This window comes from Crassaminicella profunda, from assembly GCF_019884785.1.
GTDB classification, from domain to species: domain Bacteria; phylum Bacillota; class Clostridia; order Peptostreptococcales; family Thermotaleaceae; genus Crassaminicella; species Crassaminicella profunda.
Genome location: NZ_CP082326.1, coordinates 2,846,642 through 2,873,588, shown reverse-complemented (window position 1 = coordinate 2,873,588; position 26,947 = coordinate 2,846,642). Strand labels below are relative to the sequence as shown.

Annotated in this window: 22 protein-coding genes, 8 tRNA genes and 1 riboswitch; of the genes, 29 read left to right on the top strand and 1 reads right to left on the bottom strand. The window is 34.5% G+C overall.

Translation table 11 applies throughout. The features are described 5' to 3' along the window. The first annotated feature begins 11 nt into the window (after positions 1 to 11). The 14 genes from K7H06_RS13590 to K7H06_RS13525 all read left to right on the top strand — a co-directional run bounded on the left by K7H06_RS13590 (position 12) and on the right by K7H06_RS13525 (position 16,383). Positions 12 to 1,049, top strand: a complete 1,038-nt coding sequence (locus tag K7H06_RS13590; RefSeq protein WP_223036582.1) for an electron transfer flavoprotein subunit alpha/FixB family protein — start codon at positions 12 to 14, stop codon at positions 1,047 to 1,049. A 43-nt stretch (positions 1,050 to 1,092) separates the two neighbouring features. Then, positions 1,093 to 2,286 (top strand): thiolase family protein, encoded by a 1,194-nt coding sequence (locus K7H06_RS13585; RefSeq protein ID WP_223036581.1) that lies wholly within the window; start codon positions 1,093 to 1,095, stop codon positions 2,284 to 2,286. A 6-nt stretch (positions 2,287 to 2,292) separates the two neighbouring features. Further along, positions 2,293 to 2,721, top strand: a complete 429-nt coding sequence (locus tag K7H06_RS13580; protein WP_223036580.1) for a VOC family protein — start codon at positions 2,293 to 2,295, stop codon at positions 2,719 to 2,721. Between the two features lie 205 nt (positions 2,722 to 2,926). Further along, positions 2,927 to 3,847: an ABC transporter permease gene (locus K7H06_RS13575; RefSeq protein WP_223036579.1), complete on the top strand. Its 921-nt coding sequence runs from the start codon at positions 2,927 to 2,929 to the stop codon at positions 3,845 to 3,847. Between the two features lie 12 nt (positions 3,848 to 3,859). Further along, positions 3,860 to 4,774: an ABC transporter permease gene (locus K7H06_RS13570; RefSeq protein ID WP_343216787.1), complete on the top strand. Its 915-nt coding sequence runs from the start codon at positions 3,860 to 3,862 to the stop codon at positions 4,772 to 4,774. Between the two features lie 15 nt (positions 4,775 to 4,789). Further along, positions 4,790 to 5,812 (top strand): ABC transporter ATP-binding protein, encoded by a 1,023-nt coding sequence (locus K7H06_RS13565; RefSeq protein ID WP_223036578.1) that lies wholly within the window; start codon positions 4,790 to 4,792, stop codon positions 5,810 to 5,812. Continuing rightward, on the top strand, positions 5,809 to 6,810 hold the full coding sequence (locus K7H06_RS13560) for an ABC transporter ATP-binding protein (protein ID WP_223036577.1): 1,002 nt from the start codon (positions 5,809 to 5,811) through the stop codon (positions 6,808 to 6,810). Before K7H06_RS13565 ends, K7H06_RS13560 begins: the two co-directional genes overlap by 4 nt. A 135-nt stretch (positions 6,811 to 6,945) precedes the next feature. Continuing rightward, complete coding sequence (locus K7H06_RS13555; RefSeq protein WP_223036576.1) at positions 6,946 to 8,601, top strand: peptide ABC transporter substrate-binding protein; 1,656 nt, start codon at positions 6,946 to 6,948, stop codon at positions 8,599 to 8,601. Positions 8,602 to 9,192: 591 nt separating this feature from the next. Then, entirely contained in the window at positions 9,193 to 10,113 is a 921-nt protein-coding gene (locus K7H06_RS13550; protein ID WP_223036575.1) for an ABC transporter permease, read from the top strand. Between the two features lie 15 nt (positions 10,114 to 10,128). Further along, positions 10,129 to 11,052 (top strand): ABC transporter permease, encoded by a 924-nt coding sequence (locus K7H06_RS13545; protein WP_223036574.1) that lies wholly within the window; start codon positions 10,129 to 10,131, stop codon positions 11,050 to 11,052. 16 nt (positions 11,053 to 11,068) lie between these two features. Next, on the top strand, positions 11,069 to 12,091 hold the full coding sequence (locus K7H06_RS13540) for an ABC transporter ATP-binding protein (RefSeq protein ID WP_223036573.1): 1,023 nt from the start codon (positions 11,069 to 11,071) through the stop codon (positions 12,089 to 12,091). After that, the gene (locus K7H06_RS13535) at positions 12,091 to 13,071 is read left to right on the top strand and encodes an ABC transporter ATP-binding protein (RefSeq protein ID WP_223036572.1); all 981 of its coding nucleotides are present in this window, start codon (positions 12,091 to 12,093) and stop codon (positions 13,069 to 13,071) included. Before K7H06_RS13540 ends, K7H06_RS13535 begins: the two co-directional genes overlap by 1 nt. Before the next feature lie 201 nt (positions 13,072 to 13,272). Next, complete coding sequence (locus K7H06_RS13530; protein ID WP_223036571.1) at positions 13,273 to 14,898, top strand: peptide ABC transporter substrate-binding protein; 1,626 nt, start codon at positions 13,273 to 13,275, stop codon at positions 14,896 to 14,898. Between the two features lie 102 nt (positions 14,899 to 15,000). Further along, positions 15,001 to 16,383, top strand: a complete 1,383-nt coding sequence (locus K7H06_RS13525) for a hypothetical protein (protein ID WP_223036570.1) — start codon at positions 15,001 to 15,003, stop codon at positions 16,381 to 16,383. Between the two features lie 20 nt (positions 16,384 to 16,403). Here the strand turns inward: K7H06_RS13525 and K7H06_RS13520 are convergent, their stop codons facing one another. Next, positions 16,404 to 16,583 carry a hydroxymyristoyl-ACP dehydratase gene (locus K7H06_RS13520; protein WP_223036569.1) on the bottom strand — a complete coding sequence of 60 codons (180 nt, stop codon included), beginning with the start codon at positions 16,581 to 16,583 and terminating at the stop codon, positions 16,404 to 16,406. 134 nt (positions 16,584 to 16,717) lie between these two features. Here K7H06_RS13520 and K7H06_RS13515 point away from each other — a divergent pair, with 134 nt between their 5' ends. The 15 genes from K7H06_RS13515 to K7H06_RS13445 all read left to right on the top strand — a co-directional run bounded on the left by K7H06_RS13515 (position 16,718) and on the right by K7H06_RS13445 (position 26,887). Further along, positions 16,718 to 17,305 (top strand): hypothetical protein, encoded by a 588-nt coding sequence (locus K7H06_RS13515; RefSeq protein ID WP_223036568.1) that lies wholly within the window; start codon positions 16,718 to 16,720, stop codon positions 17,303 to 17,305. Between the two features lie 199 nt (positions 17,306 to 17,504). Next, a riboswitch (glycine riboswitch) is annotated at positions 17,505 to 17,604 on the bottom strand. 366 nt (positions 17,605 to 17,970) lie between these two features. Continuing rightward, positions 17,971 to 20,067: an N-acetylmuramoyl-L-alanine amidase family protein gene (locus K7H06_RS13510; RefSeq protein WP_223036567.1), complete on the top strand. Its 2,097-nt coding sequence runs from the start codon at positions 17,971 to 17,973 to the stop codon at positions 20,065 to 20,067. A gap of 347 nt (positions 20,068 to 20,414) precedes the next feature. Continuing rightward, entirely contained in the window at positions 20,415 to 22,556 is a 2,142-nt protein-coding gene (locus K7H06_RS13505) for an N-acetylmuramoyl-L-alanine amidase family protein (RefSeq protein ID WP_223036566.1), read from the top strand. 151 nt (positions 22,557 to 22,707) lie between these two features. After that, positions 22,708 to 23,736, top strand: a complete 1,029-nt coding sequence (locus K7H06_RS13500; RefSeq protein WP_223036565.1) for a GerMN domain-containing protein — start codon at positions 22,708 to 22,710, stop codon at positions 23,734 to 23,736. Positions 23,737 to 23,877: 141 nt separating this feature from the next. After that, positions 23,878 to 24,624: a ribonuclease PH gene (rph, locus tag K7H06_RS13495; protein ID WP_223036564.1), complete on the top strand. Its 747-nt coding sequence runs from the start codon at positions 23,878 to 23,880 to the stop codon at positions 24,622 to 24,624. 19 nt (positions 24,625 to 24,643) lie between these two features. Next, the gene (locus K7H06_RS13490) at positions 24,644 to 25,240 is read left to right on the top strand and encodes an XTP/dITP diphosphatase (protein ID WP_223036563.1); all 597 of its coding nucleotides are present in this window, start codon (positions 24,644 to 24,646) and stop codon (positions 25,238 to 25,240) included. Between the two features lie 12 nt (positions 25,241 to 25,252). Continuing rightward, positions 25,253 to 25,723, top strand: a complete 471-nt coding sequence (locus tag K7H06_RS13485) for a metallophosphoesterase (protein ID WP_223036562.1) — start codon at positions 25,253 to 25,255, stop codon at positions 25,721 to 25,723. A gap of 177 nt (positions 25,724 to 25,900) precedes the next feature. Beyond that, positions 25,901 to 25,977: transfer RNA gene (locus K7H06_RS13480), tRNA-Pro, on the top strand. 50 nt (positions 25,978 to 26,027) lie between these two features. After that, a tRNA-Pro gene (locus tag K7H06_RS13475) sits at positions 26,028 to 26,104 on the top strand. A gap of 242 nt (positions 26,105 to 26,346) precedes the next feature. Continuing rightward, a tRNA-Gly gene (locus K7H06_RS13470) sits at positions 26,347 to 26,420 on the top strand. A gap of 14 nt (positions 26,421 to 26,434) precedes the next feature. Further along, positions 26,435 to 26,511, top strand: a tRNA-Arg gene (locus K7H06_RS13465). A 2-nt stretch (positions 26,512 to 26,513) separates the two neighbouring features. After that, positions 26,514 to 26,589: transfer RNA gene (locus K7H06_RS13460), tRNA-His, on the top strand. Between the two features lie 5 nt (positions 26,590 to 26,594). After that, positions 26,595 to 26,670: transfer RNA gene (locus K7H06_RS13455), tRNA-Lys, on the top strand. 7 nt (positions 26,671 to 26,677) lie between these two features. Further along, positions 26,678 to 26,751, top strand: a tRNA-Gly gene (locus K7H06_RS13450). A 59-nt stretch (positions 26,752 to 26,810) separates the two neighbouring features. Beyond that, positions 26,811 to 26,887 (top strand) — tRNA-Arg (locus K7H06_RS13445). Positions 26,888 to 26,947 lie beyond the last annotated feature (60 nt).

The following is a 26,947-nucleotide window of genomic DNA, read 5'->3' as shown; positions in this document are numbered from 1 at the left end:
TGGAGGGAATTATGGATAAAAATTTAAGTTTATACAAAAATGTTTGGGTATTTGCAGAACAAAGACAAGGGAAAATCACTCCTGTAGTTATTGAACTCTTAGGAGAGGGAAGAAAGCTTGCTGATGAAATCGGTGTAGAATTATGTGCGATTTTATTAGGAAAAGATGTAAATGGCATGGCAGAGGAATTAATTTCTTATGGAGCAGAAAAGGTGTATATTGCTGACAGTGAGCTTTTAGAAACTTTTACAACAGATGCATACACAAAGGTAATTACAGATGCAATTAATGAAATTAAACCTGAAATTATGCTGCTTGGCGCAACGCATATAGGAAGAGATTTAGCACCTAGGATTTCATCTAGAGTAGATACAGGATTGACAGCAGACTGTACAAAACTTGAAATTGACCCTGAAGACAAAAAAATCAAACAAACACGTCCTGCTTTTGGAGGAAACATCATGGCAACAATTATTTGTCCGAACAACAGACCTCAGATGGCTACAGTGAGACCTGGGGTTATGGATAAGGCTGTGAAAGATGATGTAAGAAAAGGTGAAATTATAAAATTGAATTTTAAATTGAAAGAGGATGATATAAGAACAAAGGTAATTAAAATTATAAAATCTCAAAAAGAAATGGTTTCTCTAACAGATGCAAATATAATTGTATCTGGGGGATTAGGCCTTGGAAATGCAGAAGGCTTTGAAATGTTAAGTAAGCTTGCAGATAAATTAGGTGGTGTAGTTGGTGCTTCCCGTGCGGCAGTAGATGCAGGTTGGATTGATCATGCACATCAGGTGGGACAGACAGGAACAACAGTAAAACCAAACCTTTATATAGCGTGTGGTATTTCTGGTGCAATTCAGCATATAGCTGGTATGCAGTCTTCTGATTTTATCATTGCAATTAACAAAAATTCAAATGCTCCAATTTTTGATATTGCTGACTATGGAATTGTTGGAGATGTTTATGATGTAATTCCTATGTTAATAGAGGGATTGGATAATGTAGAAGATTTAATGAAAATGATGAATAAACAATTATAGAATAATATTTAGCAAAAAATTCAAGAAAATGGGGGGATTCAATTTGCGAGAAGTAGTGATTGTAAGTGCAGTAAGAACACCAATTGGAAAATTCTTGGGAAATTTAAAAAGCTTATCAGCTGTTGATCTGGGGACAATTGCAGTCAATGGTGCTTTGGAGAAAGCAGGAATTCGCCCGGAACAGGTTGAGGATGTAGTAGCGGGTATGGTCTATAAAGCGGGGGCAAAGGGAAATCCTGCCCGACAGGTTCAAATTAAGGTCGGAATTCCTGTTCATGTTGGAGCTACAACCATAGATCAGCAGTGTGCCTCTGCTATGCGTGCTTTTGAAGTTGCAGTTTCTCAGATTATGTTAGGAAAATCTGATATTAGTGTTGCTTTTGGTATTGAAAGTATGTCAAATGTACCTCATTTATTACTCAATGCTAGAACAGGATATAAACTTGGGGGCGGAATGCTTGAAGATGGACTTCTCTATGATGCTTTATTAGATGCTTTTAGCGGAAAACATATGGGATTGACTGCAGAAAAATTAGCTGAGATGTATCATATAACTAGAGAAGAACAAGATGAATTAGCGGAATTAAGTCACCAAAGAGCTGTTGCTGCTCAAAATGCAGGAAAGTTTGACAGTGAAATTATTCCCGTAGCAATCAAAAATAGAAAAGGAACAACTGTCATCAGTCAGGATGAATGTCCAAATGTAAATACAACAACAGAGGTTCTTTCAAAATTAAAGCCAGCATTTATTAGAGAAGGATCTGTAACTGCTGGAAATGCATCTAGTATTAATGACGGTTCAGCGGCGATCGTATTAATGTCAGCTCAAAAGGCGAAAGAACTAAAAATTCAACCTTTAGCTAGGGTTGTTTCTACTGCAACAGTTGGTGTGGAACCTTCTATTATGGGGATTGGTCCTGTAGAAGCAATACCAAAGGCTTTGGCATATGCTGATTTGAAATTAGAGAACATGGATTATTTTGAAATAAATGAAGCTTTTGCGGCGCAGTTCATTGCAGTAAATAGAGAATTAAAGTTACCTATGGAGAAAGTAAATGCTAATGGTTCAGGTATTTCTCTTGGACATCCTGTAGGATGTACGGGTATTAGAATTATTGTTTCTTTATTAAGTGAATTAAAAAGAAGAAATGGTCAATATGGCTGTGCCTCCCTTTGTGTAGGTGGAGGGCCTGCTATGGCAACGATTATTGAAAATATAATTATTGGGAAGGATTGATATTTTATGATACACAAAAGATTACATCACATTGGTATTATTATGCCATCTTTGGAGGATGTTGAAGATTTCATGGAGAAGTTTGGTCTTGAAGTAGATCATAAGGGCTATGTAGCACCTTATCATGCACATTATATATTTACAAAAATGAATGAAAATGAAAGCGAAAGTCCAATCGAATTCCTTGTACCTACAGAAGGTGTTCTTGCTGAATACAACAAAGGCAAGGGCGGAATTCACCATATCTGCTATGAAGTAGATGATGTTAAGGCAGCGTGTGACGAGTTTATTTCAAAAGGTTATGAGATGCTGGAAAGAAATTGTCCACAAGCTAGTCCTACCATGAAAATTAATTTTGTTAGACCAAAACATACCCATGGAATTTTAGTTGAGTTTATGGAAATAACAGAACCTACAGAAGACTATTTAAAATAGTATTTATGTGTAAGAAATTTATGTGAAAAATTTGTATAAGATCAAGATGAAAAAACAGAATATTTGATAATTTAAGAATTTTAACACGGTACTGCATCATTTGTTGGTGAGGTACCGTTTTTTGTAGTCAAAAAGTTATCATGAATGGGACAAGATTGCATAGAATGTAACAAGGTAATAAAAAAGATAAAGGGGGTTTGAAGACTTGGGGAGATTTATTGTAAATAGAGTTTTTTCTATGATCATTACTTTGTTATTAGTTATTACTATTACCTTTGTTTTGATGCATGCTATACCAGGAGGACCGTTTACGAGAGAGAAGGCATTACCACCTGCTGTTATGAAAGCTTTAGAAGCTAAATATAACCTTGATCAACCATTATACAAGCAATATTTAGATTATTTGGGAGGGATTATGAAGGGAGATTTAGGGCCTTCTTTTCAACGTACAGGAGTTACTGTAAATAGATTGATTGAAGAAGGATTTCCAGTTTCAGCAAAAATTGGAGGATTGTCTGTACTCTTGGTTTTGTTATTAGGTGTTCCAATAGGAATGATCTCAGCATTGAAGCAAAATAAATGGCAAGATCGATTGGCTATGTTTTTCGCAACTCTAGGGGTAACCATCCCAAGCTTTGTTTTAGGAACACTCATCATTTATATTTTCAGTTCAAAACTGGGGGTGCTTCCTTCTTATGGACTAAAAACCCCTAAGCATTTTATAGGACCTGTTATTGCGTTAAGTGGATTTTCTCTTTCTTTTGTGGCAAGACTTACTCGGTCTAGTATGCTTGAGGTGATGCAACAGGATTATATAAGGACGGCAAGAGCAAAGGGACTTTCAGAATTTGTTGTAGTAGGAAAACATGCACTAAAGAATGCATTGATTCCTGTAGTAACTTATGTAGGTCCTTTAGTTGCAGCTATACTTACTGGTTCTTTTGTAGTAGAAAGAATATTTGCCATCCCTGGAATGGGGAAACATTTTGTTGAAAGTGTTGGAAATCGAGATTACACAGTACTTATGGGAATGACCATATTTTATGCCATATTTTTAGTCATAATGGTTTTGGTTGTAGATATTACTTATGGCTTCATTGACCCAAGAATAAAAATGGATAAGTAGGGAGGTGTACTAGTGAAAATCGCACAAATTATGTGGCAGCCAATTAGTAAAAATGATAGAGAAAAAGAAAAAATGGTTCGTCCAAGTATGACTTATTGGCAGGATGCTTGGAGAAGACTTAAAAAAAATAAATTAGCTATGCTAGGTCTTATAATGATTATTTTGATTTTTGCTTTAGCTATTGTGGGGCCTCTATGTTCTTCCTATAGCTATTCGGATCAAAATCTCTTAAGAGGAAATGAAGGACCAAGTAAGGACCATTGGTTTGGAACAGATGCTCATGGAAGGGATCTTTATGTAAGGGTTTTGTATGGGGCTAGGATATCTTTGGCGGTTGCTGTTATTGCAACTTTAGTGAACTTCATTATTGGAGTACTTTATGGAGGTATTTCAGGATACATGGGTGGAAAAGTTGATAATATTATGATGCGGATTGTAGATATTATTTCAACCATCCCTTTAGTATTATATGCCATTATCTTGATGGTTGTAGTAGGTTCAGGTTTGAAGAGTATCATTATTACCTTAGGAACCATTTATTGGGTAAAGATGGCAAGGATTGTTCGTGGACAAATCCTAAGCTTAAAAGAACAGGAATATGTACTAGCTGCCAAAACTTTAGGGGCAAGTACATGGAGAATTCTTTACAGGCATTTGATTCCTAATGCCATGGGGGTCATCATTGTTACTATGACTATGCAGATACCAAGTGCTATTTTTACAGAATCCTTTTTAAGCTTTATAGGTCTTGGTGTATCAGCACCCATGTCTTCGTGGGGGTCCCTGGCTAGTGATGCATTAGGGGGGCTACGATCTTACCCTTATCAGCTTTTCTTTCCATCGGCAGCTATTTGTATTACTATGCTTGCATTTAATTTCTTAGGAGATGGATTAAGAGATGCATTAGATCCAAGGCTTCGTAAATAGAAAGGGGGAAAGGTAATGAGCAAAAGAATATTGGAAGTAAAGAATCTTTATACCTCTTTCTTTACACACGTAGGAGAAGTGAAGGCCATAAGAGGTGTGAGTTTTCATTTAGATAAAGGAGAAGCGATTGGGCTCGTTGGAGAATCCGGAAGTGGAAAAAGTGTTACTTCCATGTCTATTATGAGACTCCTTCAGTATCCAGGAAGAATCATAGATGGTGAAATCATTTTTAAAGATAAAAGTATTAGAAAACTTTCAGAAAGAGAAATGCAAAGTATTAGAGGAAATGAAATAGCTATGATCTTTCAAGATCCAATGACTTCACTCAATCCTGTATATACAGTAGGCAATCAGATCATAGAAGCCATTCAAAAGCATCAAAAATTATCAAAAAAAGAAGCGAGAGAAAAGGCAATAGACATGCTAAAGATTGTTGGCATTCCATCTCCTGAAAAACGGATAGACAACTATCCTCATGAATTCAGTGGAGGAATGAGACAAAGGGCTATGATTGCTATGGCACTTTCTTGTGAGCCAAGTTTATTGATTGCAGATGAACCAACTACTGCACTAGATGTTACCATACAGGCACAAATTTTAGAGCTTATGAAGGATTTGAAGGAAAAAATAAATACATCGATTATTTTGATTACTCATGATTTAGGAGTAGTAGCAGATGTATGTAGTAGAATCCTTGTTATGTATGGAGGACTTATTATGGAAGAAGGAACCACGGAGCAGATTTTTTACAATCCAAAGCATCCCTATACAATGGGGTTATTAAAATCCATTCCAAGACTTGATTTAGGGGAAAAACAGAGGTTGGTTCCCATAGAAGGAACGCCACCAGATTTACTAAAGCCACCTAAAGGGTGCCCTTTTGCAGATCGATGTCCTTATACCATGAAAATATGTGAAGAAGTAAAGCCCCCTTACTTTAATGCAGAAGAGAATCATCCCTGTATGTGTTGGCTACTACATGATGATGCGCCTCCTATTAAAGTAGATACGGGTGTTATGAGGGGGAGTGAATCATGAAGAAAGAACCTATAAAGTTTTATGAAAATCAGAAGAACTTGTTAGAAATAAAAAATTTGAAGAAATATTTTTCTATTGAAAAGGGCTTTTTTAGAAAAAAAACACAGTATGTAAAAGCAGTAGATAATATAAGCTTTCATATAAAAAGAGGAGAAACCTTAGGTCTTGTAGGAGAATCAGGCTGTGGGAAATCTACTACAGGAAGAACCATTATCCGGTTATATGAGCCTACAGAAGGTAAAATTATTTTTGCTGGGGTGGATATTAGTGACCTATCAGAAAAGGAGCTTCAGCCTATTCGAAAAAAAATACAGATGATTTTTCAAGATCCTTATGCATCTCTAAATACCCGTATGACGGTAGGCGATATTATTGGAGAAGCTTTAGATATTCATCATTTAGCATTAGGAAAACAAAGAACAGAAATCATTCATGATTTATTGTCAAGAGTAGGACTCAACCCTGATCATGCCATAAGATATCCTCATGAATTTAGTGGGGGACAAAGACAGCGTATAGGTATTGCCCGTGCTTTAGCTGTAAAACCAGAGTTTATCATATGTGATGAACCTATATCAGCCCTAGATGTTTCCATACAGGCACAAGTAGTGAATATGTTAGGAGATTTGCAAGAAGAACTAGGACTTACCTATTTGTTTATTGCTCATGATCTTTCTATGGTTCGATACATATCTGATCGTATAGGGGTTATGTATCTAGGGCAGCTAGTAGAAATAGCAAAAAGTGATGAAATTTTTGAAAATCCAGCTCATCCCTATACGAAAGCTTTATTATCGGCTATTCCTATTCCAGATCCAGATCAATCAAAGACACGAAAAAGAATTTTACTAGAAGGAGATGTGCCTAGTCCGATTAATCCACCTACTGGATGTAGATTTTGCACAAGATGTACTTATGCTATGAAAAAATGTGCTGAAATAGAACCTATTATGAAAGATATAGGAAGTGGACATAGGGCTGCTTGTCATCTATTGTAAGTTATTTATTTTCAAAATATATCAATATAAAAAGTCAATAAAGGATTAAGGAACACAGTTAATTATTGGAGGTGATATAAAGGCTATTAAAAGATATATTTTGCTAGAGTTTATAAAAATGGGGAGGGAATAAAGATGTCAAAAAAATTTTTTGCTTTATTTTTAGTAACTATATTGATTGTTACGGTTTTTACAGGTTGTGGAGGTAGTAATCAAGAGGAGCAAACAGAGGAACCTAAAGAAGTACAAGAAGAAGTAAAAGATGTATCCGTGCTTAGATGGAATATAGCTTCAGAACCTAAAACAATTGATCCACAGCTTAATAGTGCTGCTGATGGAGGGCATGTGATCAACAATACTTTTGAAGGATTAATGAGAGAGCTTGATGGAAAGCTTATTCCTGCTATGGCAGAAAGCTATGATGTATCTGAAGATGGACTTACATATACTTTCCATATAAGAGATGCAAAATGGTCAGATGGAAAGCCAGTACGAGCTCAAGATTTTGAATATGCTTGGAAAAGGGCACTAGACCCTAATCTAGTTCCAGAGCCAGCTGAGTATGCATTCCAATTATTTTATATAAAGGGTGCACAAGATGCTTATGAAGGAAAAGGAAAGCTTGAGGATGTAGCTATTTTCTGTAAAGATGAAAAAACACTTGAAGTAACGCTTAATGCACCAACACCTTATTTTCTTAGTTTGACTGCCTTTTATACTTATATGCCTGTAAGAGCTGATATGGTAGAAAAAGATCCAGAAAACTGGGCTAGAAATCCTGAATATGCAGTTTCTAATGGTCCTTTTGTTGTAGAAGATTATATTATGGGAGATAGAATTGTTTTTAAGAAAAATGAAAACTATTGGAATAAAGACAAGGTAAAAATCGATAAAATTGAAGGATTAATGATTGTAGAAGAGTCTACTGCTCTAACTGCCTATGAAGCAGGAGAATTAGAGGTAGATGATCATATTCCAGTACAAGAAATACCAAGATTACAAGAAAATGATCCTACCTTCACTATATGGCCAGAAGTAGGAACTTACTATTTTATATTTAATGTAGAAAAAGCACCAGTAAATGATATAAACGTGAGACGTGCATTGACACTTGCAATTGATAGAAAAGCTATTTGTGAGAAAATTACAAAGGGTGGAGAAGTACCTGCCACAGGATTTACACCACCAGGATTATTAGATGCAAAGGGCGAAGAATTCCAAAAAAATGCAGGAGATTATGGTATCGATCCTAATGGTGCAAATATAGAAGAAGCAAAAAAATTATTAGCAGAAGCTGGATATCCTGATGGAAAAGGATTCCCTGAAGTGACAGTTATTTATAATACATTAGAAAGACATAAAGCTATTTGTGAAGCCATCCAAGAAATGTGGAAGCAAAATCTTGGAATAGAAGTAAAACTTCAAAATCAAGAGTGGGCAGTATTCCAAGATGCAAGACATCATGGAAATTTCCAAATTGCTAGAGCTGGTTGGTTAGGAGATTATGCTGATCCTATGACGATGCTTGATTTGTGGTTATCTTATTCAGGAAATAATGATTGTCAATGGAACAATCCTGAGTATGATAAATTGATTGAAGACTCAAAATTAACAACGGGAGAAGAACGATTTAAACTTCTTTATAAAGCACAAGACTTAATGATGGATACAAATATTGTATTACCTATTTATTATTACACAAGACCACAAATGGTTAAGGAATATGTAAAGGATTGGCAAAAAACAAAAATGGGTCATTGGTTCTTTGGAAATGCAGAAATAGAACAATAAAAATAATAGAGATAAAAAGAGAATTCTTTTATTAAAAAGAATTCTCTTTTTTTATTGTCAATAAGCACATATTCAAAAAAAGTAAGGGGAAAATATAAAGAAAACAATAGTTTGAAAAAATTATAGTGATTATTAAGAAGTGTATATTATGTAAAAAAATGAAAGAAAGAATGTGTAAGCATGCATGAAAAATTAATGGTGGCAAAATGATGATTGATAATATTAAAACAAATTAATAAATATACAGAATTTTAAATAATAAATAGCAACCGTAGTATTGGGGAAGGAATGATGAAACACAAATGAAATGAAGTGAAACTAATACTTGTAGAAAATGTTACAAATAGTTAAGAAATAGATTTCGTTCAATTTGTTGAATTGTCTAAAAAATTAAGATATTATTAATAATGCATTCGACAAAATACGACAAAAACATTTTATCTAAAAAATGAATAATAAAACATTTAATATTTCAAATGGTAATATAAGACATTTTGGTACGAAAATTATAAACAGGAGGTGTAAGAAGGAAAGCACTATAAAAACAAATATCAAATATGAAATTTAAATTTTTAAAGGAGTGTGAAAAATGTGGGCAGATTTATTCTAAATAGAGCATTTTCAATGATTATTACGCTATTATTAGTGATTACTATTACTTTTTTCTTAATGCATGCTATACCAGGAGGACCTTTTACGAGAGAGAAGGCATTACCACCTGCTGTTATTAAAGCATTAGAAGCAAAATATAATCTTGATCAACCACTGTATAAACAATATTTAGATTATTTAGGAGGCGTAATTAAAGGAGATTTAGGACCATCCTTTCAACGTACTGGTGTAACCGTAAATGAATTGATTGAAAAGGGATTTCCTGTTTCTGCTAAAATTGGTGGATTAGCAGTACTCTTTGTTCTCTTAGTAGGTGTACCCATTGGAATTATTTCTGCATTAAAACAAAATCAATGGCAGGATCAATTGGCCATGTTTTTTGCCACTTTAGGGGTGACGATCCCGAGCTTTGTATTAGGAACATTAATTATTTATGTATTTAGTTCAAAACTCGGTGTTCTTCCTTCCTTTGGATTAAAGAGTTGGAAGCATTATATAGGACCGGTCATTGCTTTAAGTGGATTTTCCCTTTCTTTTGTTGCAAGACTAACACGTTCTAGTATGCTTGAGGTACTTCAGCAAGATTATATTCGAACAGCAAGAGCTAAGGGGCTTCCAGAATTTGTAGTAATCGGAAAACATGCATTAAAAAATGCATTAATTCCTGTGGTCACTTATGTAGGACCACTTGTTGCAGCAATACTTACGGGATCTTTTGTAGTAGAGAGAATTTTTGCTATTCCTGGTATGGGGAAACATTTCGTGGAGAGTGTTGGAAATCGTGATTATACAGTACTAATGGGTATGACAATATTTTATGCAATATTTTTAGTCATCATGGTATTGGTCGTAGATGTTGCATACGGATTCATTGACCCAAGAATTAAAATAGATGAATAGGAAGGAGATGAAGGGATGGAAATAAATAAGATTCCGCAGGAAATGTGGCAGTCAATTGGAGAGAATGATCGGGAAAAAGAAAAAATTGCTCGTCCAAGTATGACCTATTGGCAAGATGCTTGGAGAAGGCTTAAAAAAAATAAATTGGCTATGCTAGGACTTTTCATGATTGTGATTATTTTTGCTTTAGCTATTGTAGGACCATTGTTTTCTGCACACACTTATTCTGAGCAAAATCTTTTAAGAGGAAATGAAGGTCCAAGTGCAGATCATTGGTTTGGGACAGATGCTCATGGTAGAGATTTATTTGTAAGGGTTTTATATGGAGCACGAATATCATTAGCAGTTGCAGTTATTGCAACCTTGGTCAACTTCTGTATAGGAGTTGTTTATGGAGGGATTTCAGGATATATGGGTGGAAAAGTTGACAATGTGATGATGAGGATTGTAGATGTTATTTCCACCATTCCTTTGGTACTATATGCCATTATCTTGATGGTTGTAATTGGTTCGGGTTTAAAGAGTATTATCATTACACTGGGAACAATATATTGGGTAAAAATGGCAAGGATTGTTCGTGGACAAGTATTAAGCTTAAAAGAACAAGAATATGTAATGGCAGCAAAAACATTGGGTGCAAGTACATGGAGAATCTTATTAAGACATTTAATTCCAAATGCTATGGGGGTTATTATTGTAACCATGACCATGCAGATACCAAGTGCCATCTTTACAGAGTCATTCTTAAGCTTTATAGGACTTGGTGTATCAGCACCTATGTCTTCATGGGGATCATTGGCGAGTGATGCATTAGGAGGACTAAGGTCGTACCCTTATCAGCTTTTCTTCCCATCAGCAGCTATTTGTATTACCATGCTTGCGTTTAACTTCCTAGGCGACGGTTTAAGAGATGCCCTAGATCCACGTCTTCGTAAATAGAAAAGGGGTGAAAATCATGAAAAATGAAAAAATATTAGAAGTAAAAGATCTTTATACCTCTTTCTTTACCCATGTAGGGGAGGTAAAAGCCATAAGAGGTGTAAGTTTTCATTTAGATAAAGGTGAAGCTATTGGAATCGTTGGAGAATCTGGAAGTGGAAAGAGTGTTACGTCCATGTCCACCATGAAGCTTCTTCAGTATCCAGGGAAGATTGTAGGTGGAGAAATAACTTTCAAAGGAAAAGATATTGTCAATATGCCTGAAAAAGAAATGCAGCGTATTCGAGGAAACGAAATGGCTATGATTTTTCAAGATCCTATGACTTCATTAAATCCTGTATATACTGTAGGAAATCAGATTATGGAAGCTATAAGACACCATCAGGGTTTAAATAAGAAACAAGCCAGAGAAAAGGCTATAGAAATGTTAAAGCTTGTTGGCATTCCATCTCCTGAAAAACGTGTAGATAATTATCCTCATGAATTTAGTGGAGGAATGAGACAAAGGGCTATGATTGCTATAGCGCTGTCTTGTGAACCAAGTTTACTCATAGCAGATGAGCCAACTACAGCACTCGATGTTACTATTCAGGCGCAAATCCTAGAGCTTATGAAGGATTTAAAGGAAAAAATAAATACATCTATTATTTTGATTACTCATGATTTAGGTGTTGTAGCAGATGTATGTACAAGAATCATTGTTATGTATGGTGGACTCATTATGGAAGAAGGAACAAAGGAGCAGATTTTCTATAATCCAAAGCATCCTTATACCTGTGGGTTATTAAAATCTATTCCAAGATTAGATTTAGGGGAAAAACAGCGACTTGTTCCAATAGAAGGAACACCACCAGATTTACTAAATCCACCAAAGGGCTGTCCTTTTGCGGCCAGATGTCCCTATGCAATGAAAATATGTCAAGAGATGAAGCCACCTTACTTTGAGACAGAAAAAAATCATCGCTCTATGTGTTGGTTGCTTCATAAAGATGCTCCTCAAGTTCAAGTAGATACGGGTGTAAAGAGGGGGAAAATATAATGAAAAAAAATGATGATATTTTATTAGAAGTAAAGAATTTGAAAAAATACTTTCCTATAAGGAAGGGGTTTTTCGGAAAAAATATACAGTATGTAAAGGCAGTAGATGATGTAAGTTTTCATATAAAAAAAGGAGAAACATTAGGTCTTGTGGGAGAATCGGGCTGTGGAAAATCAACAACAGGAAGGACGCTTATTCGTTTGTACGAGCCTACAGCAGGGGAAATTGTCTTTGGTGGTGTAGAAATAGGCATGATGAATGAAAGAGAACTACATCCTTTAAGAAAAAAAATGCAGATGATTTTCCAAGATCCATATGCATCATTAAATACTCGTATGACTGTAGGCGATATTATAGGAGAAGCATTAGATATTCATAAAATAGCATCAGGAAAGATGAGAACCGAGATGATTCATGATTTATTGTCAAGAGTGGGACTCAATCCTGATCATGCTATAAGATATCCTCATGAATTTAGTGGAGGACAAAGACAGCGGATTGGAATTGCCCGTGCTTTAGCCGTAAAGCCAGAGTTTATCATATGTGATGAGCCTATATCTGCACTTGATGTTTCTATACAGGCGCAAGTAGTAAACATGCTGGGAGATTTGCAAGATGAATTAGGTCTTACCTATTTATTCATTGCCCATGATCTTTCAATGGTTCGATATATATCCGATCGAATAGGCGTTATGTATCTTGGAAAATTAGTTGAAATTGCAAATAGTGATGAAATTTTTCAAAATCCTGCTCATCCTTATACACAGGCTTTGTTATCAGCTATTCCAATTCCAGATCCAGATGTATCAAAAGTAAGAAACAGAATTTTATTAAAAGGAGATGTTCCAAGTCCTCTGAATCCTCCGAGTGGTTGTAGATTTTGTACAAGATGTCCTCAGGCAATGAAAAAATGTTCTGAAATTGAACCTATCATGAAAGATGTAGGTGGAGGACATATGGCTGCATGCCATTTACTATAATATTTTTTTTAGGATAAGAGTTCAGACTATTTCATCTTATTAAGAACTTGTAATAACCTTTTGAATATTTTTTTAAGGTTTTATCAAAAATACTTTTAAGATAGTTATTTTCAAGGAGGTGAATAAAAAAGAAACCGTCTACTTATAGAAATAAGATTCAAGGAAACAAGTTAAAAATTATAAAATATGGGAGGGATATGATTGTTTAAGAAAAATTTAGCTTTTATATTAGTAATTATGTTATTTGTTACAGCTTTATCTGGATGCGCAGGGAAGGAGCCAACAGAGCCAGGTGAAGAAGGTACAGTATTAAAATGGAATATACGTTCAGAGCCTAAGACGATAGATCCCCAGCTAAATAGTGCTGCTGATGGCGGATATATTATCAATAATACTTTTGAGGGACTCATGAGAGAAACAAAGGATGGAAAGCTTGAAGGGGCTATGGCAGAAAGCTATGAAGTATCTGATGATGGTCTTACTTATACTTTTAAAATAAGAGATGCCAAGTGGTCTGATGGACAATTTGTAAAAGCGCAAGATTTTGAATATGCTTGGAAAAGAGCATTAGATCCAAATCTAGTTCCAGAACCATCTGAGTATGCATTCCAAATGTTCTACATCAAAGGTGCACAAGATGCTTATGAAGGAAAAGGATCGTTAGATGATGTAGCGATAAAAGCTACAGATGATAAGACATTAGAAGTAATACTTAATGCACCAACTCCGTATTTCCTTGATTTAACTACCTTTTATACTTATGCTCCTGTAAGAGAAGATATGGTAGAAAAAGATCCAGAAGGATGGGCTAGAAATCCAGAAACAGCTGTTTGTAATGGACCCTTTAAAGTGACAGATTATCTCATGGGAGATCGTATTATCCTTGAGAAAAATGAAAACTACTGGAAGGCAGATAGTGTTAAGATCGATAAAATAGAAGCTTTAATGATTGTAGAGCATTCAACAGCTTTAACTGCTTTTGAAGCGGGTGAAATCGATGTAATTGATGAAGTGCCAACACAAGAAATCCCAAGACTTCAAGCAGAAGACGATAGATTTATGATATGGCCAGAAGTAGGAACGTATTACTATATCTTTAATGTTACAAAAGCACCTACAGATGATGTGAGAGTTAGAAAAGCGTTAACATTAGCTATCGATAGAAAAGCAATTGTTGAAAAAGTAACAAAAGGTGGACAAATTCCTGCTACTGGATTTACACCGCCAGGATTATTAGATGCAGAAGGAAAAGAATTCCAAAAGGTTGCAGGAGATTATGGGATTGATCCAAATGCTGCAAATGTAGAAGAAGCAAAAAAATTATTAGCAGAAGCTGGATATCCTAATGGAGAAGGATTCCCAGAGCTTGAAGTAATCTATAATACAAATGAATCTCATAAAGCAGTTGCAGAGGCTGTTCAAGCTATGTGGAAGGAAAACCTTGGAATTAACGTGAAACTTGCAAACCAAGAGTGGGCAGTATTCCAAGACACAAGACATCAAGGGAACTTTTCTATTGCAAGAGCAGGTTGGTTAGGAGATTATGCTGATCCCATGACAATGCTTGATTTGTGGTTATCCTATTCAGGAAATAACGATGCACAATGGGATAGTGCTGAATATGATAAACTTATTGAAGGTTCAAAATTATTAACAGGACAAGAAAGGTTCAAGCTCCTTTATGAAGCGCAAGATTTGATGATGGAGAAAATGATTGTTATGCCAATTTACTATTACACAAGACCACAAATGGTCAATGAACGTGTAAAGAATTGGGAAAAAACAAAAATGGGACATTGGTTCTTTGGAAATGCATCCATAGAATAATAAAAAAAAGATGGTGATTAATTTCACCATCTTTTTTCCATGTAACCTAGACCTCCATCTTTGAATATTATGAATATAAGCTATCAAAAGGGAGGTTGTAAAATGGTAGAATTAACACTACTGCACTGGGTATATGTGATCATGGTATTGGTTGTGTTGATCGTTATGATTTTAAGAAAAGATACGATTATCCCATGTATTCTAGGTGTATTTTTGATGGGATTTGTAGTGAAAAAAACATTGCTTGGAGCAACAAAAGCTGTATTTGATGGACTAATTGTGGCTGGAATGGAGTTATTAGGGATTATCATTGTTATTTCATGTATAGTGGCAATGTCTAAGATTTTAGAAGAAATTGGTGCCAATCGATTGATGGTAGAGCCCTTTAGAAAATTTATTAAGACACCTGATATTGCCTTTTGGTTTACAGGAATAGTCATGCTTATTGTATCGTGGTTCTTTTGGCCATCCCCTGCTACTGCTTTAGTGGGAGCAGTATTATTACCAGTGGCACTGCGAGTGGGGCTTCCTGCTATAGGGGTTGCCATGGCAATCAATCTATTTGGCCATGGATTAGCTTTATCTACTGACTATGTTATACAAGGGGCACCAACAATCACAGCAACAGCTGCAGGTGTTCCAGTTGAAGCTGTTATAAGTAAAGGAACTCCATTATTTTGGGTGATGGGGATTGTTACGATTATTACAGCATTCATTCTTTTGAAGAGGGATATGAAAAATGGGAAAGTGGAAAAACCATTGATAGATGAATTAGCTGTAGAAGAAGGAAATAAAGCAAGACCCGTTGCAAAATTTGCAGCAGTGCTTGTTCCTTTTGCCTTTGCTATGGATATTGTTGCTATGTTTCTGTTTGAATTAAGAGGCGGAGATGCTACTGCACTAATTGGTGGAACTGCAATACTTATTTTGATGATTATTTCTATTGTAGAATACAAAGGAGAAGCATTAGATAAAATAACGGAATTTATTCGTGGAGGATTCGTCTTTGGTATGGAAATATTTGGACCAATCCTTCCTATTGCTGCTTTCTTCTATATGGGGGAAGTATCACCTATACAAGCTGTTTTAGGAGATGCAGCTTTACCCGTAGGCTCTCAAGGGATTTTATCAGATATGGGAAGTGCATTAGCCTCTATAGCACCTATGAATCGACCAGTAGTAGCTACTATGGAAATGATGGTAGGTGCAATAACAGGATTAGATGGTTCAGGATTTTCAGGAATGTCTTTAGCAGGATCCTTAGCAAAGGTTTTTGGAACCGCAGTAGGTGCAAGTATTCCAAAACTTGCAGCTCTTGGTCAAATCGGTGCAATTTGGGTAGGTGGAGGAACTCTTGTTCCTTGGGGCTTGATTCCTGCTGCTGCTATTTGTAGAGTAACGCCTATGGATTTAGCTCGAAGAAATTTTATTCCTGTTGTTGTAGGATTAGTGGTTACAACTATTATAGCAATGTTTATTATTTAGAAAAAAACAAAACCGAAAGATTAATCTTCGGTTTTGTTATACATAGTATCTAGTGATGGATGTTTGCTAGGAGAAGAATCCTTAGGTGTAAAATATATGCATTTAGGATGAGGCGTTGAAGATAAAGAGATGACATGGGTCAACGTGCATTTACCGTCATTTTCAAAAAAACAAGGTAGAGAGCAGTTTATGTTAATCATCCGATCAACCTCCTAATGATAGTATCTGGATGAAACTTGAAATTCATGCATTGAAAAAAATGTATATTCGAATAGAAATAATAAAAAAATCACACCATAAAATTAGATTTTAAAATCTTTTGGGAGGGTACGTCATGATTTTTCCAGATTATAAAGAAAAAGGTGTGATTTATCATATTATAAGTCTTATGGATTTAAAGAAAACATTAAAATTAGGGATCGTTTTTGATGATAAAGTGACTTATAAAACAAAATATGATGGTTTTCATCAATTGATTGATGAACAAAAACCTGAGTGTATACCTCATTGGGTTATAAGAACCAAATCCATTTTTGCAAGTATGAATTATCCTAAAAATCATAAATTTCATTCCCATAGTGCTGTTCTTGCTATTAAAATTAATGAAGATCGGTGTTGGATTGCAAATGAAAACTGTGCAAATCAGATTTATGAACCGTACATACTACAGAATATCCAAAAACTTCAAAAATGCAAAGGGTACTTAGATACAAAAGGGAAAGAGCTGTTAAGAGAATATTGGGAGACCTCATTGAGTTTTAAAGAAAATTTAAAAGCTAGAGTAGATAAAAAAGAGGGATATGATGCAGAGGTTCTTGTCATGCATACGATAGAGCCAAAAGATATTCAATTGAAGTATATTGTTTCTGATCATAGGATGCTTAGCGTAGAAGATTGGAAAAAGATATTTTGCCAAAACTAGTTTAGAGGAAAAAAGCTGCGTTTCATTAAAACGCAGCTTTTAAAACATTGATTGAATACTTACAAATAGAGCAAAAGCAGAGATGATGACTGTCCCTAAAAATTCTTTTCTTAATATTTTTTTCATAAAAAACACCTCCTATTTTATGTAATGATCAAAAAGAAAAAGACAAGGGTAAAATAGCATAGAAAATTTATGCTATCTTACCCCTGTCCTTTTATCTGAAAGTTTCCCTACATAAAAATGTAAGTTTCTTCGTCGATGATACTTGTATCAGCAGTCTCTCCAGGGTTGTGTCTGATTATTATATTTAGACCTGAAAGTTTCAAAATAAATCTATAGCTTAGTTTATTCCTTGCTCCTTCGGTTATCCAAAAGGATATCTCTAATAATCTTCATTCACCTATATTTATTTTTCCTAATTCATTTTAAAAGATAAAAAGCAAAAAGTCAAAGGTTTATTTTGTGGTATTTTATGGTCAATATTAAAACTCAATTACAATTGTGTTAAGGCGGTTGACATAAGTTTTAACAAGATGATATAACTGGTATGTAGGGATAAAGTGTCGAAATAAATATAATTATAAGTAATTTTGAAAATACATAAATAATGTCTTTATTATTTCATAAAGAAGAGGAAAAAATAATGCTAGGGGGACAAAAAAATGAAGCGATTGTTGTCAGTATTACTGGTGCTCACCATGATTTTAGGAATGAGTATTACTGCTTTTGGTGCCAAGTTAGAAAGAACCGTTGTAGAGATTACAGATGGAATGAATCAAAAAACAGAGGAAGTATATGGTGTAAACCTCTTGATGGGCGGACAAGATATTTATACAGATGTTCCATCCCTTCTTTACACAATTAAAGGGAAAAGTCGTACGTTGGTTCCTGTTCGATTTGTTGTTGAAAATTTAGGTGCCAAAATTGAATGGAATCAACAAAATAAAGAAGCTACCATTAAAACAGAAGAAAAGACCATTGTACTAAAAATTGATAGTGCTAAAGCTACGGTTAATGGAAAAGAGTATGTACTTCCTAATGGTGTTCCTGCAAAATTATTAGGATATCAAGGGAAATATCGAACCATGGTACCCTTACGATTTGTAGCAGAGCAGCTTGGAATGGATGTAAATTGGATACAAGAAACGACTACAGCAACAGTAGATTTACCAAAGCAATCTATTACAGGAATTGCGGTTGAAAAGCATAAAGATATTCCTCGGGTAACCATTAAAACCACAGGAGATGTAGAGGTATCCCCTATTTATTTACCAGGAAGCAAATTTGGAGGAACAGATCGTTTAATTTTAGATATTCCCAATGCAAACCTGAATATAAATGACTCGGATTTCATGAAAGAAGGAAATGAGATTAAGAAAAAAGTATATGATATGGGTGTTATGACTATTAGAGCTTCTTTATTTGAAAAGAGCCCTAGGGAAGTAACGAGGATTGTTATTGATTTAGCTTTACCAAGAGGATATGATGTTACTTTTGATAAAGAAAATAATGAAATAAAGGTAGATTTTTTAAATACGGTAAAAAATATAAAGATGGAAAAAAGGAATAATGCAGATGCAGTAATTATCCATACAGATGAGATTCCAGCATATAATGTAATTGACTTAGGGGATCGAGTAGTTGTAGATGTTATAAATGCAAAATTGAAGTTTAATAAAAATGAAATGCTGGTTTCAAAAAATGGTATCAAAAAAATAAGAATAGCGGAGTTTAAGCCTGATGATAACTATGATAAAGATGATAAAATTGTCCGGGTGGTATTAGACCTTGAAAAGGGACAAAGTTTTGAAAATGTATATGTTGAAGATGAAGGGATGGATATATTGGTTTATGTGAATAGTAAACCCCTTCAAGGATTTAACTATAAGAAAGAAGCTGTAAATAAATCCATCTTGAATCTGTCTTTAGAAGAAAGAGATACGTATAATGAAGAATATAACGATTCTAAAAAGGAATTAAGATTAAAAATTCCAAAGAATCAAATAGGCCTTACAGACACGACTCTAAATATTGATGATAGTATGATAAAATCAATAGATATTGATGATGCAGATAATAAATATTATGATATAACCATAAAGCTTAAAGAAGGAACATCCTATACAATCAAAACAGAAGATAGTAAAAAATACAATATTCAAGTGGAATTTAAGAATACTAAAATAGCAAATTCAAAATATAGTGGAAAAATGGTTGTTATTGATGCAGGTCATGGGGGAAAAGATCCTGGTGCTTGTGATAACGGATTACAAGAAAAATATTTAGCATTAGATACAGCACAAAGATTGAATAAGCTGTTAGAAGAAGCAGGATTTAATACTTACATGACAAGAGACGATGATACTTATGTAGGATTATACAAAAGAGCAGAAATAGCCAATGGACTCCATGCAGATGTATTTGTAAGTGTTCACTACAATTGGCATCCTAAAAAAGGAATAACAGGGGTAGAAGTACTTTACAATGGCAACGACCCATATAGAGATAATAAAACCTTTGCTAAGATCGTAAAGAATGAAATGGTAAAGGAATTAAAGGCTGTAGATAGAGGAGTAGTTCATAGACCTAAATTAGTAGTTATAAGAGAAACCAAGATGCCTGCAATACTTGCAGAAATGGGATTCATGTCTAATACTACAGAAGCGTCAAAAGCTGCAACTGAAAACTATAGGCAAAAAGCAGCACAATCATTATTTAATGGTGTGACAAGATATTTTGATGAAGTATTACTAAAATAAAAAAATTCGCATTATGCTCTCGCATATGCTCATGTCGCCAACGAAATTTCAAAACTTTCTTTTGAAATTTCCGTTGCTCAAAGTGATTAATCATTTAACTTTTCAATCATAAGTTATTAACAGTTTTTAAAGCTAATATTTCCTAAACAAAAAAGATGCGCAGTTACTGCGTATCTTTTTTCTTTAGGGGAAATATTAAATCTCAATGACAATTATTAAAAGAAAATTGACATAAGTTTCATTTAAATGATATAACTGTAATCAGCAGAATAGAGCTGTCGAAAATTATAAATATACATAAAAATGGACGAATAAAGAAAATTGACATAGGATTAGGGGGAATTTTGATGAAACGTTTAGTATCCATATTTCTTATATTCACTATTGTTTTAGGGATGAGTACGATTTCTTTTGGAGCAAAATTAGAACAAAGCTTCATAAATATGACAGATGAAATGACTGGAAAGACCCAACAAGTAAGAAGAGTAAATGTTATGATGGGCGGAAAAGATGTATATACAGATGTACCACCAGTTCTTTATACAGTGAATAATAAAAGTAAGATTTTAGTACCTATAAGATTAGTAGAGGAGCATTTAGGTGCAAAGATTCAGTGGAATCAAGAAAAATATGAAGCAACAATGATTGTAAAAGATAAGGTTATTACATTAAAAATTGATAGTAATGTGGCCAGGGTGAACGGAAAAGGGGTTAATCTTCCAGATGGGGTTCCTGCAAAGCTATTAAGTTATGAAGGAAATACCAACACTATGGTACCTTTGAAATTTATAGGAGAGCAATTTGGAATGGAAGTAAACTGGATACCAGAGATTGTTACAGCCACAGTAGACTATCCAGAGCAAACTATAAATGGTATTACATATGAAAATAATGGGCCTACCCCTCAAATACTTATTAAAACTACAGGACAAGTAGATTTTAATACCATGTATTTGCCAGGAAGTAGATTCGGAGGAAATGATCGTTTAATTATAGATATTCCAAATACCAAATTGAATATAAATAATCCGAATCTCACAAAAAATGGTGGTATCATCAATAAAAATGTAAATGTGGATGGTGTGATAGGTATTAGAGGTTCTATTTTTGAAACAAACCCTAGAAATGTTAGTAGGATTGTTATTGATTTATCTATGAAAAAAGAGTATCAGGTTGTATTTAATGAAGAACTTTGTGCTATTCAGGTTAAATTTTCAAAGGGTGAAAATTCACAAGCAGAAGATTTAAATGCTGTAAAAAATATAGGTTTAGAAAAAAGAAATAATCTAGATGCAATTGTTATTCAAACAGAAGAAGAGCCTCAATATAATGTGATGGATTTTGGAAATAAAGTAGTGGTAGATGTATTAAATGCTAAATTAGCTTTTAATCAGAATGAAATTCCTATTGCACAAGGAAGCATCAAGAGAATCAGAACAGCACAGTTTGCCCCTGATGACAATTATGATAAGAATGAAAAAATTGTTCGTGTTGTTTTAGATCTTGAAGAAGGACAAAGTCTTGAAAATATATTTGTTGATCATGAAGGAACAGATATTTTGATATATACTAATAAAGAGCCTCTTGATCAATCCTATAATCAAAAGTTTGATTATCTTGATTATCAAAGAGAAGATATGAATGGATCTTTCTTAAAGTTAACATTAAAAGAATTAGGAGAGTATGCTATAGACTATGCTACTATTACCAATGAGCTTATTATAAAAGTACCTAAAAATAAAATTGAACTAAAAGAAGAAATATTAGATATAGAGGATAACATGATCAAAAGCATTCGTGTTAGTGGAAATGATGATGATTACTATATTGGTGTACAATTAAAAGACATAACAGATTATAGAATACAAACTACAGAGAAATTTACAGATAGAATCATCATAAAATTTGAAAATAGAAGAATAAAGACTTCTAACTATAGTGGCAAACTAGTAATCATTGACCCAGGCCATGGTGGGAAAGATCCAGGTGCAAGCAATAAAGCATTAAATTTAGTAGAAAAAGAGCTGACATTAGATACGGCAAAACGACTAAATGACTTATTGAAAAAATCAGGGTTTACAACCTATATGACAAGAACAGATGATACAACCCTTAATTTATACGGAAGACCAGAGGTAGCAAATGGATTAGGTGGAGCAGCATTTGTAAGTATACATTATAACTATGCTGAAAACAAAGGTGTATCAGGTATTGAAATGCTTTACGTAGATGATCCAACAAGGGATTGTAAGAGGTTTGCAAAGACTATACAAGAAGAAATGATAAAAGAATTGAAAGTCAAAGATAGAGGTATTAAAAATGAGCCGGAATTTGTTGTTATAAGAGAAACAAATATGCCTTCTGTCATTGCAGAAGTTGGATTCATTTCAAATCAAAGAGAAGGAATGTTGATCAGTACACCAGAATATAGACAAAAAGCTGCCCAAGCCTTATTTAATGGAATAAAAAGATATTTTGATGAGGAGTAGAAAGAGATGCAAATGCATCTCTTCTTTTGTAGATACAAAGTATATTCAAGGCAGCTATTTAAAGAAAATAATACAAATTTATAGTTTTAGACATAGTATGCCCCCCTCCTTAATATAATTTTATAGAGACATTTGTTAAGGAGGTAAGAAGATGAAAGTAAAAAAAGTAGTTGCGATAAGTTTAATACTATGCATGATGATCAGTCTTGCTGGATGTGCAAATCCAATTCACATGGTTAAAGGATTATTTGAAGATGAAGAACAATCTGCTTCGAATATTGTTGAGAGTGGTGATGATGCACAAAAGGATGAGGGGTTAAGAAATACGGTGCTTTACTATAAAGATGACAAAGGATTTTTGATTCCTGTCATGAGAAAAATTCCTTGGACACAAGGGAGAGGAATAGCGAAAGAAGCATTAAGAGCAATGATTGACAATCCTGCAAATAGAAAGGATATTGAAGAAATTGGATTAATTCCAACTATTCCAGCAAATACAGAAATAAGAGGAATGAATATTTGTGAAGGACTTTGCAAGGTGGATTTTAGTAGTGATTTTCTAAATTATTTCAGTAAAGAAGAAGAAACAGCACTAGTAAAAGCCGTAACTTATACATTGACTGAATTTCCAACAATTGATCGTGTTCAGGTGATGATTGATGGAAAAGTTCCTAATAATCTTGAATATGGAACAAAAACAGCACAAGCTCTTAGTAGAGATAATATTAATTATGTAAGTGCAAAGAAGAGCGACAATAAAGTAGTTGTATACTATGAAGGAACAACAAATGGATTAGAATCATATTTTGTACCTGTTACAAAGGGGATTGAAAAGAATGATCAAGCAAGTACAAATGTACTAGATGCACTAGATGCTTTGGTTGAAGGACCACCAGAAGGACGAGGCTTATATAGTGAGATTCCAAAAGGGACTCGTGTAGTAAGTGTAGATATGAATGAAAGTGTAGCTTGCATCAATCTTTCTGAAGAAATATTAGAAGTGACAGATAATGAAGCGGCAGCACAAAGCGTAGCAAAATCCTTTGGACTTACTGTAAAAGAGCAGAATCCACTAATTGCTGGAGTGAAACTACTTGTAAATGGAAAGGAATTAAAATTAGGAAAAGAAAATAAGGAAGATCCTGTGGTAGTACCTACATTTGCTAATCAATATGAATAAGGACCAGTGGAATTCCACTGGTTTTTTGTTGTGAACAAATAAATGAACAATGGAAAGGATACACTAAAGAAAGATGTAATAGATGGGTTTATATGGTACAATAATTTATGATGATAAGCACTCAAGATAGGAGATGGAACAATGAGATTTGATGGTAGAAAAGAAAATGAATTAAGAAAAGTTAAAATTACAAAAGATTATTTAGCCTATGCAGAAGGCTCAGTACTCATAGAGATGGGAAATACGAAAGTAATATGTACAGCGTCTATAGAAGATAGAGTACCACCATTCCTAAAAGGAAAGGGGAAAGGTTGGGTAACTGCAGAATATGGGATGCTTCCAAGGTCTACTCAAACAAGAAAAATAAGAGAATCTAGTAGAGGAAAAGTTGATGGAAGAACACAAGAAATCCAAAGACTCATTGGAAGAGCATTACGTTCTGTAGTGGACTTAGATGTTTTAGGAGAAAGAACCATCTGGATAGACTGTGATGTGGTGCAAGCAGATGGAGGTACTAGGACAGCATCTATAACAGGTGCCTTTATTGCTTTAGCACAAGGACTACATAAGCTTTATGAAGAAAATAAAATAAAATCATTTCCTGTAAAGAACTATGTAGCAGCAATAAGTGTAGGAGTAGTAAATGATATACCAGTGCTAGATTTATGTTATCAAGAAGATTCAAATGCAAAAGTGGATATGAATGTAATCATGACGGACAAAAAAGAGTTTGTAGAGGTACAAGGGACAGGAGAAGAAGCACCTTTTAGTAGACAAGAACTCAATGCTCTTTTAGAGCTGGCAGAAAAAGGGAATATGGAGCTAATACAAATGCAAAAAGAAGCTTTAGGCTCGATAGACCAATTAATCAAAGAAGCTAATGAATAAAGAATAGGAGAGAAATAAAATGAATCAAGTAGTGATTGCATCTAAAAATAAACATAAATTAGAAGAAATCAAAGCTATTTTAAAAGACTTTCCTTTAACCATAAAAAGCATGGATGAAGTTGGTCTGGCAAATTTAGAAATCATAGAGGATGGAGAAACCTTTGAAGAAAATTCTATGAAAAAGGCAGTAGAGGTTATGAAAGAAACAGGAGCTATTGCTATTGCAGATGATTCAGGTCTTGAAGTGGATGCTATTCATAACCAACCAGGGGTCTATTCTGCAAGGTTTTCAGGAGAAGGAGCAACAGATGAAAAAAACAATGAAAAGTTATTAAATATGCTAAAAGATGTACCTATGGAAAAAAGAGATGCAAGATTTGTATCTGTCATTTCTGTAGCATTTCCTGATGGCAAAAAAATTAGTGTAAGAGGAGAATGCAAAGGAATGATAGGATTTGAAAAAAAAGGTGAAAGTGGATTCGGTTATGACCCACTATTTATTGTGCCTGAGTATGATAAAACCTTTGCAGAACTAGGATCAGTTGTAAAAAATAAAATTAGCCATAGAGCACACGCCCTTAAAAAATTAGAGATAGCCTTAGAAGAACTGTTCTAGGAGGTATTATACTTGAAAATCGTAGTAATGAGTGATACCCATGGAAAGATTGAGTTAGCTGAATATATTATCGCCAAAATAGAGGAAATAGATTTACTGATTCATTTAGGAGATTATTATCCAGATGCTTTAGCACTTGGTAAGAATATGAACCTAAAGGTAGTAGGGGTAAAAGGAAATTGTGATAGAGCAGAAATAGAAAATGAGAAAGTATTAGACCTTGGAGAATATAAATTATTCTTAACACATGGTCACCAATATGGGGTAAAATCTAATTTATCAAGAATTTATTACAAAGGATTAGAAGAGGGATGTAATATTGTATTATTTGGACATACCCATATGCCCGTAAATATAAAGCATGAAGATGTATTAATCATGAATCCAGGAAGCCTGACCAGTCCTCGGGGAGGATCTAAGGCTTCCTATGGAATCATTGAGATGGATGGAAAAAATATGAAAAGTCATATTGTTGAAGTATAATTTTCATAGAGTTAGTTAATAATCAAAAATAAAAAGGATAAAAACTGTTGCTATAACGAGGAAAACGTCAAAAAAAAAAGAAAATCAATCAAAAACATGTTAAATAATTGTTAAAACCATAATTTTGATTTTGACTTTAGTTTTCATATACAGTATACTATAGCTTGTCAGTTGGAACGAGGTGTAGCGCAGTTTGGTAGCGCATCTGGTTTGGGACCAGAGGGCCGCGGGTTCAAATCCTGCCACCTCGACCATTTTATTTATAAACATTTAAGCTAAAGTTCAATGACAATTGTATTGATTACGAGGTGTAGCGCAGTTTGGTAGCGCATCTGGTTTGGGACCAGAGGGCCGCGGGTTCAAATCCTGCCACCTCGACCAACTTTATTTATAAACATTAAAGTTGAAAGTTTAAATGATGAATAAATAAAAAGTCTTGACAGAACAAAACAAGTATGATAATATATTATCTTGTCAGGACAAATAATTCTTAGATAAAGCATGCGGATGCAGTTCAATGGTATAAGTAGAGAACCAAAATCTTTGATTTTGTGTGAATCACTTAGTCATGAGTTGCAAAAGTGAGTAAAGTAAAGAAATGGTCACAAAGTATTCTAAGATATGCGGATGTAGTTCAATGGTAGAACTTCAGCCTTCCAAGCTGATAGCGTGGGTTCGATTCCCATCATCCGCTCCAATTTTTCAAAACTTGGGTTCATAGCTCAGTTGGATAGAGCAACGGCCTTCTAAGCCGTGTGTCCGGGGTTCGAATCCCTGTGGACCCGCCATGGTGGGTGTAGTCAAGTGGTTAAGACACAGGATTGTGGCTCCTGCATGCGTGGGTTCAAATCCCATCATCCACCCCATATAAGACCCATTAGCTCAGTTGGTAGAGCACTTGACTTTTAATCAAGGTGTCCCGCGTTCGAGCCGCGGATGGGTCACCATCAATACGCGGATGTAGTTCAATGGTAGAACTTCAGCCTTCCAAGCTGATAGCGTGGGTTCGATTCCCATCATCCGCTCCAATTTTCAAGTTAGCATGAATATGCTAACTTTCTTAACATATAATAGTATAGATTGACATGCGCCCTTAGCTCAGTTGGATAGAGTGGCTGACTTCGAATCAGTTCGTCGGGGGTTCGAGTCCCTCAGGGCGTGCCATAAACAAGACCGTTGGAAATTCAACGGTTTTTATTTTTATGTTGAGTAAAATTTAAGTAG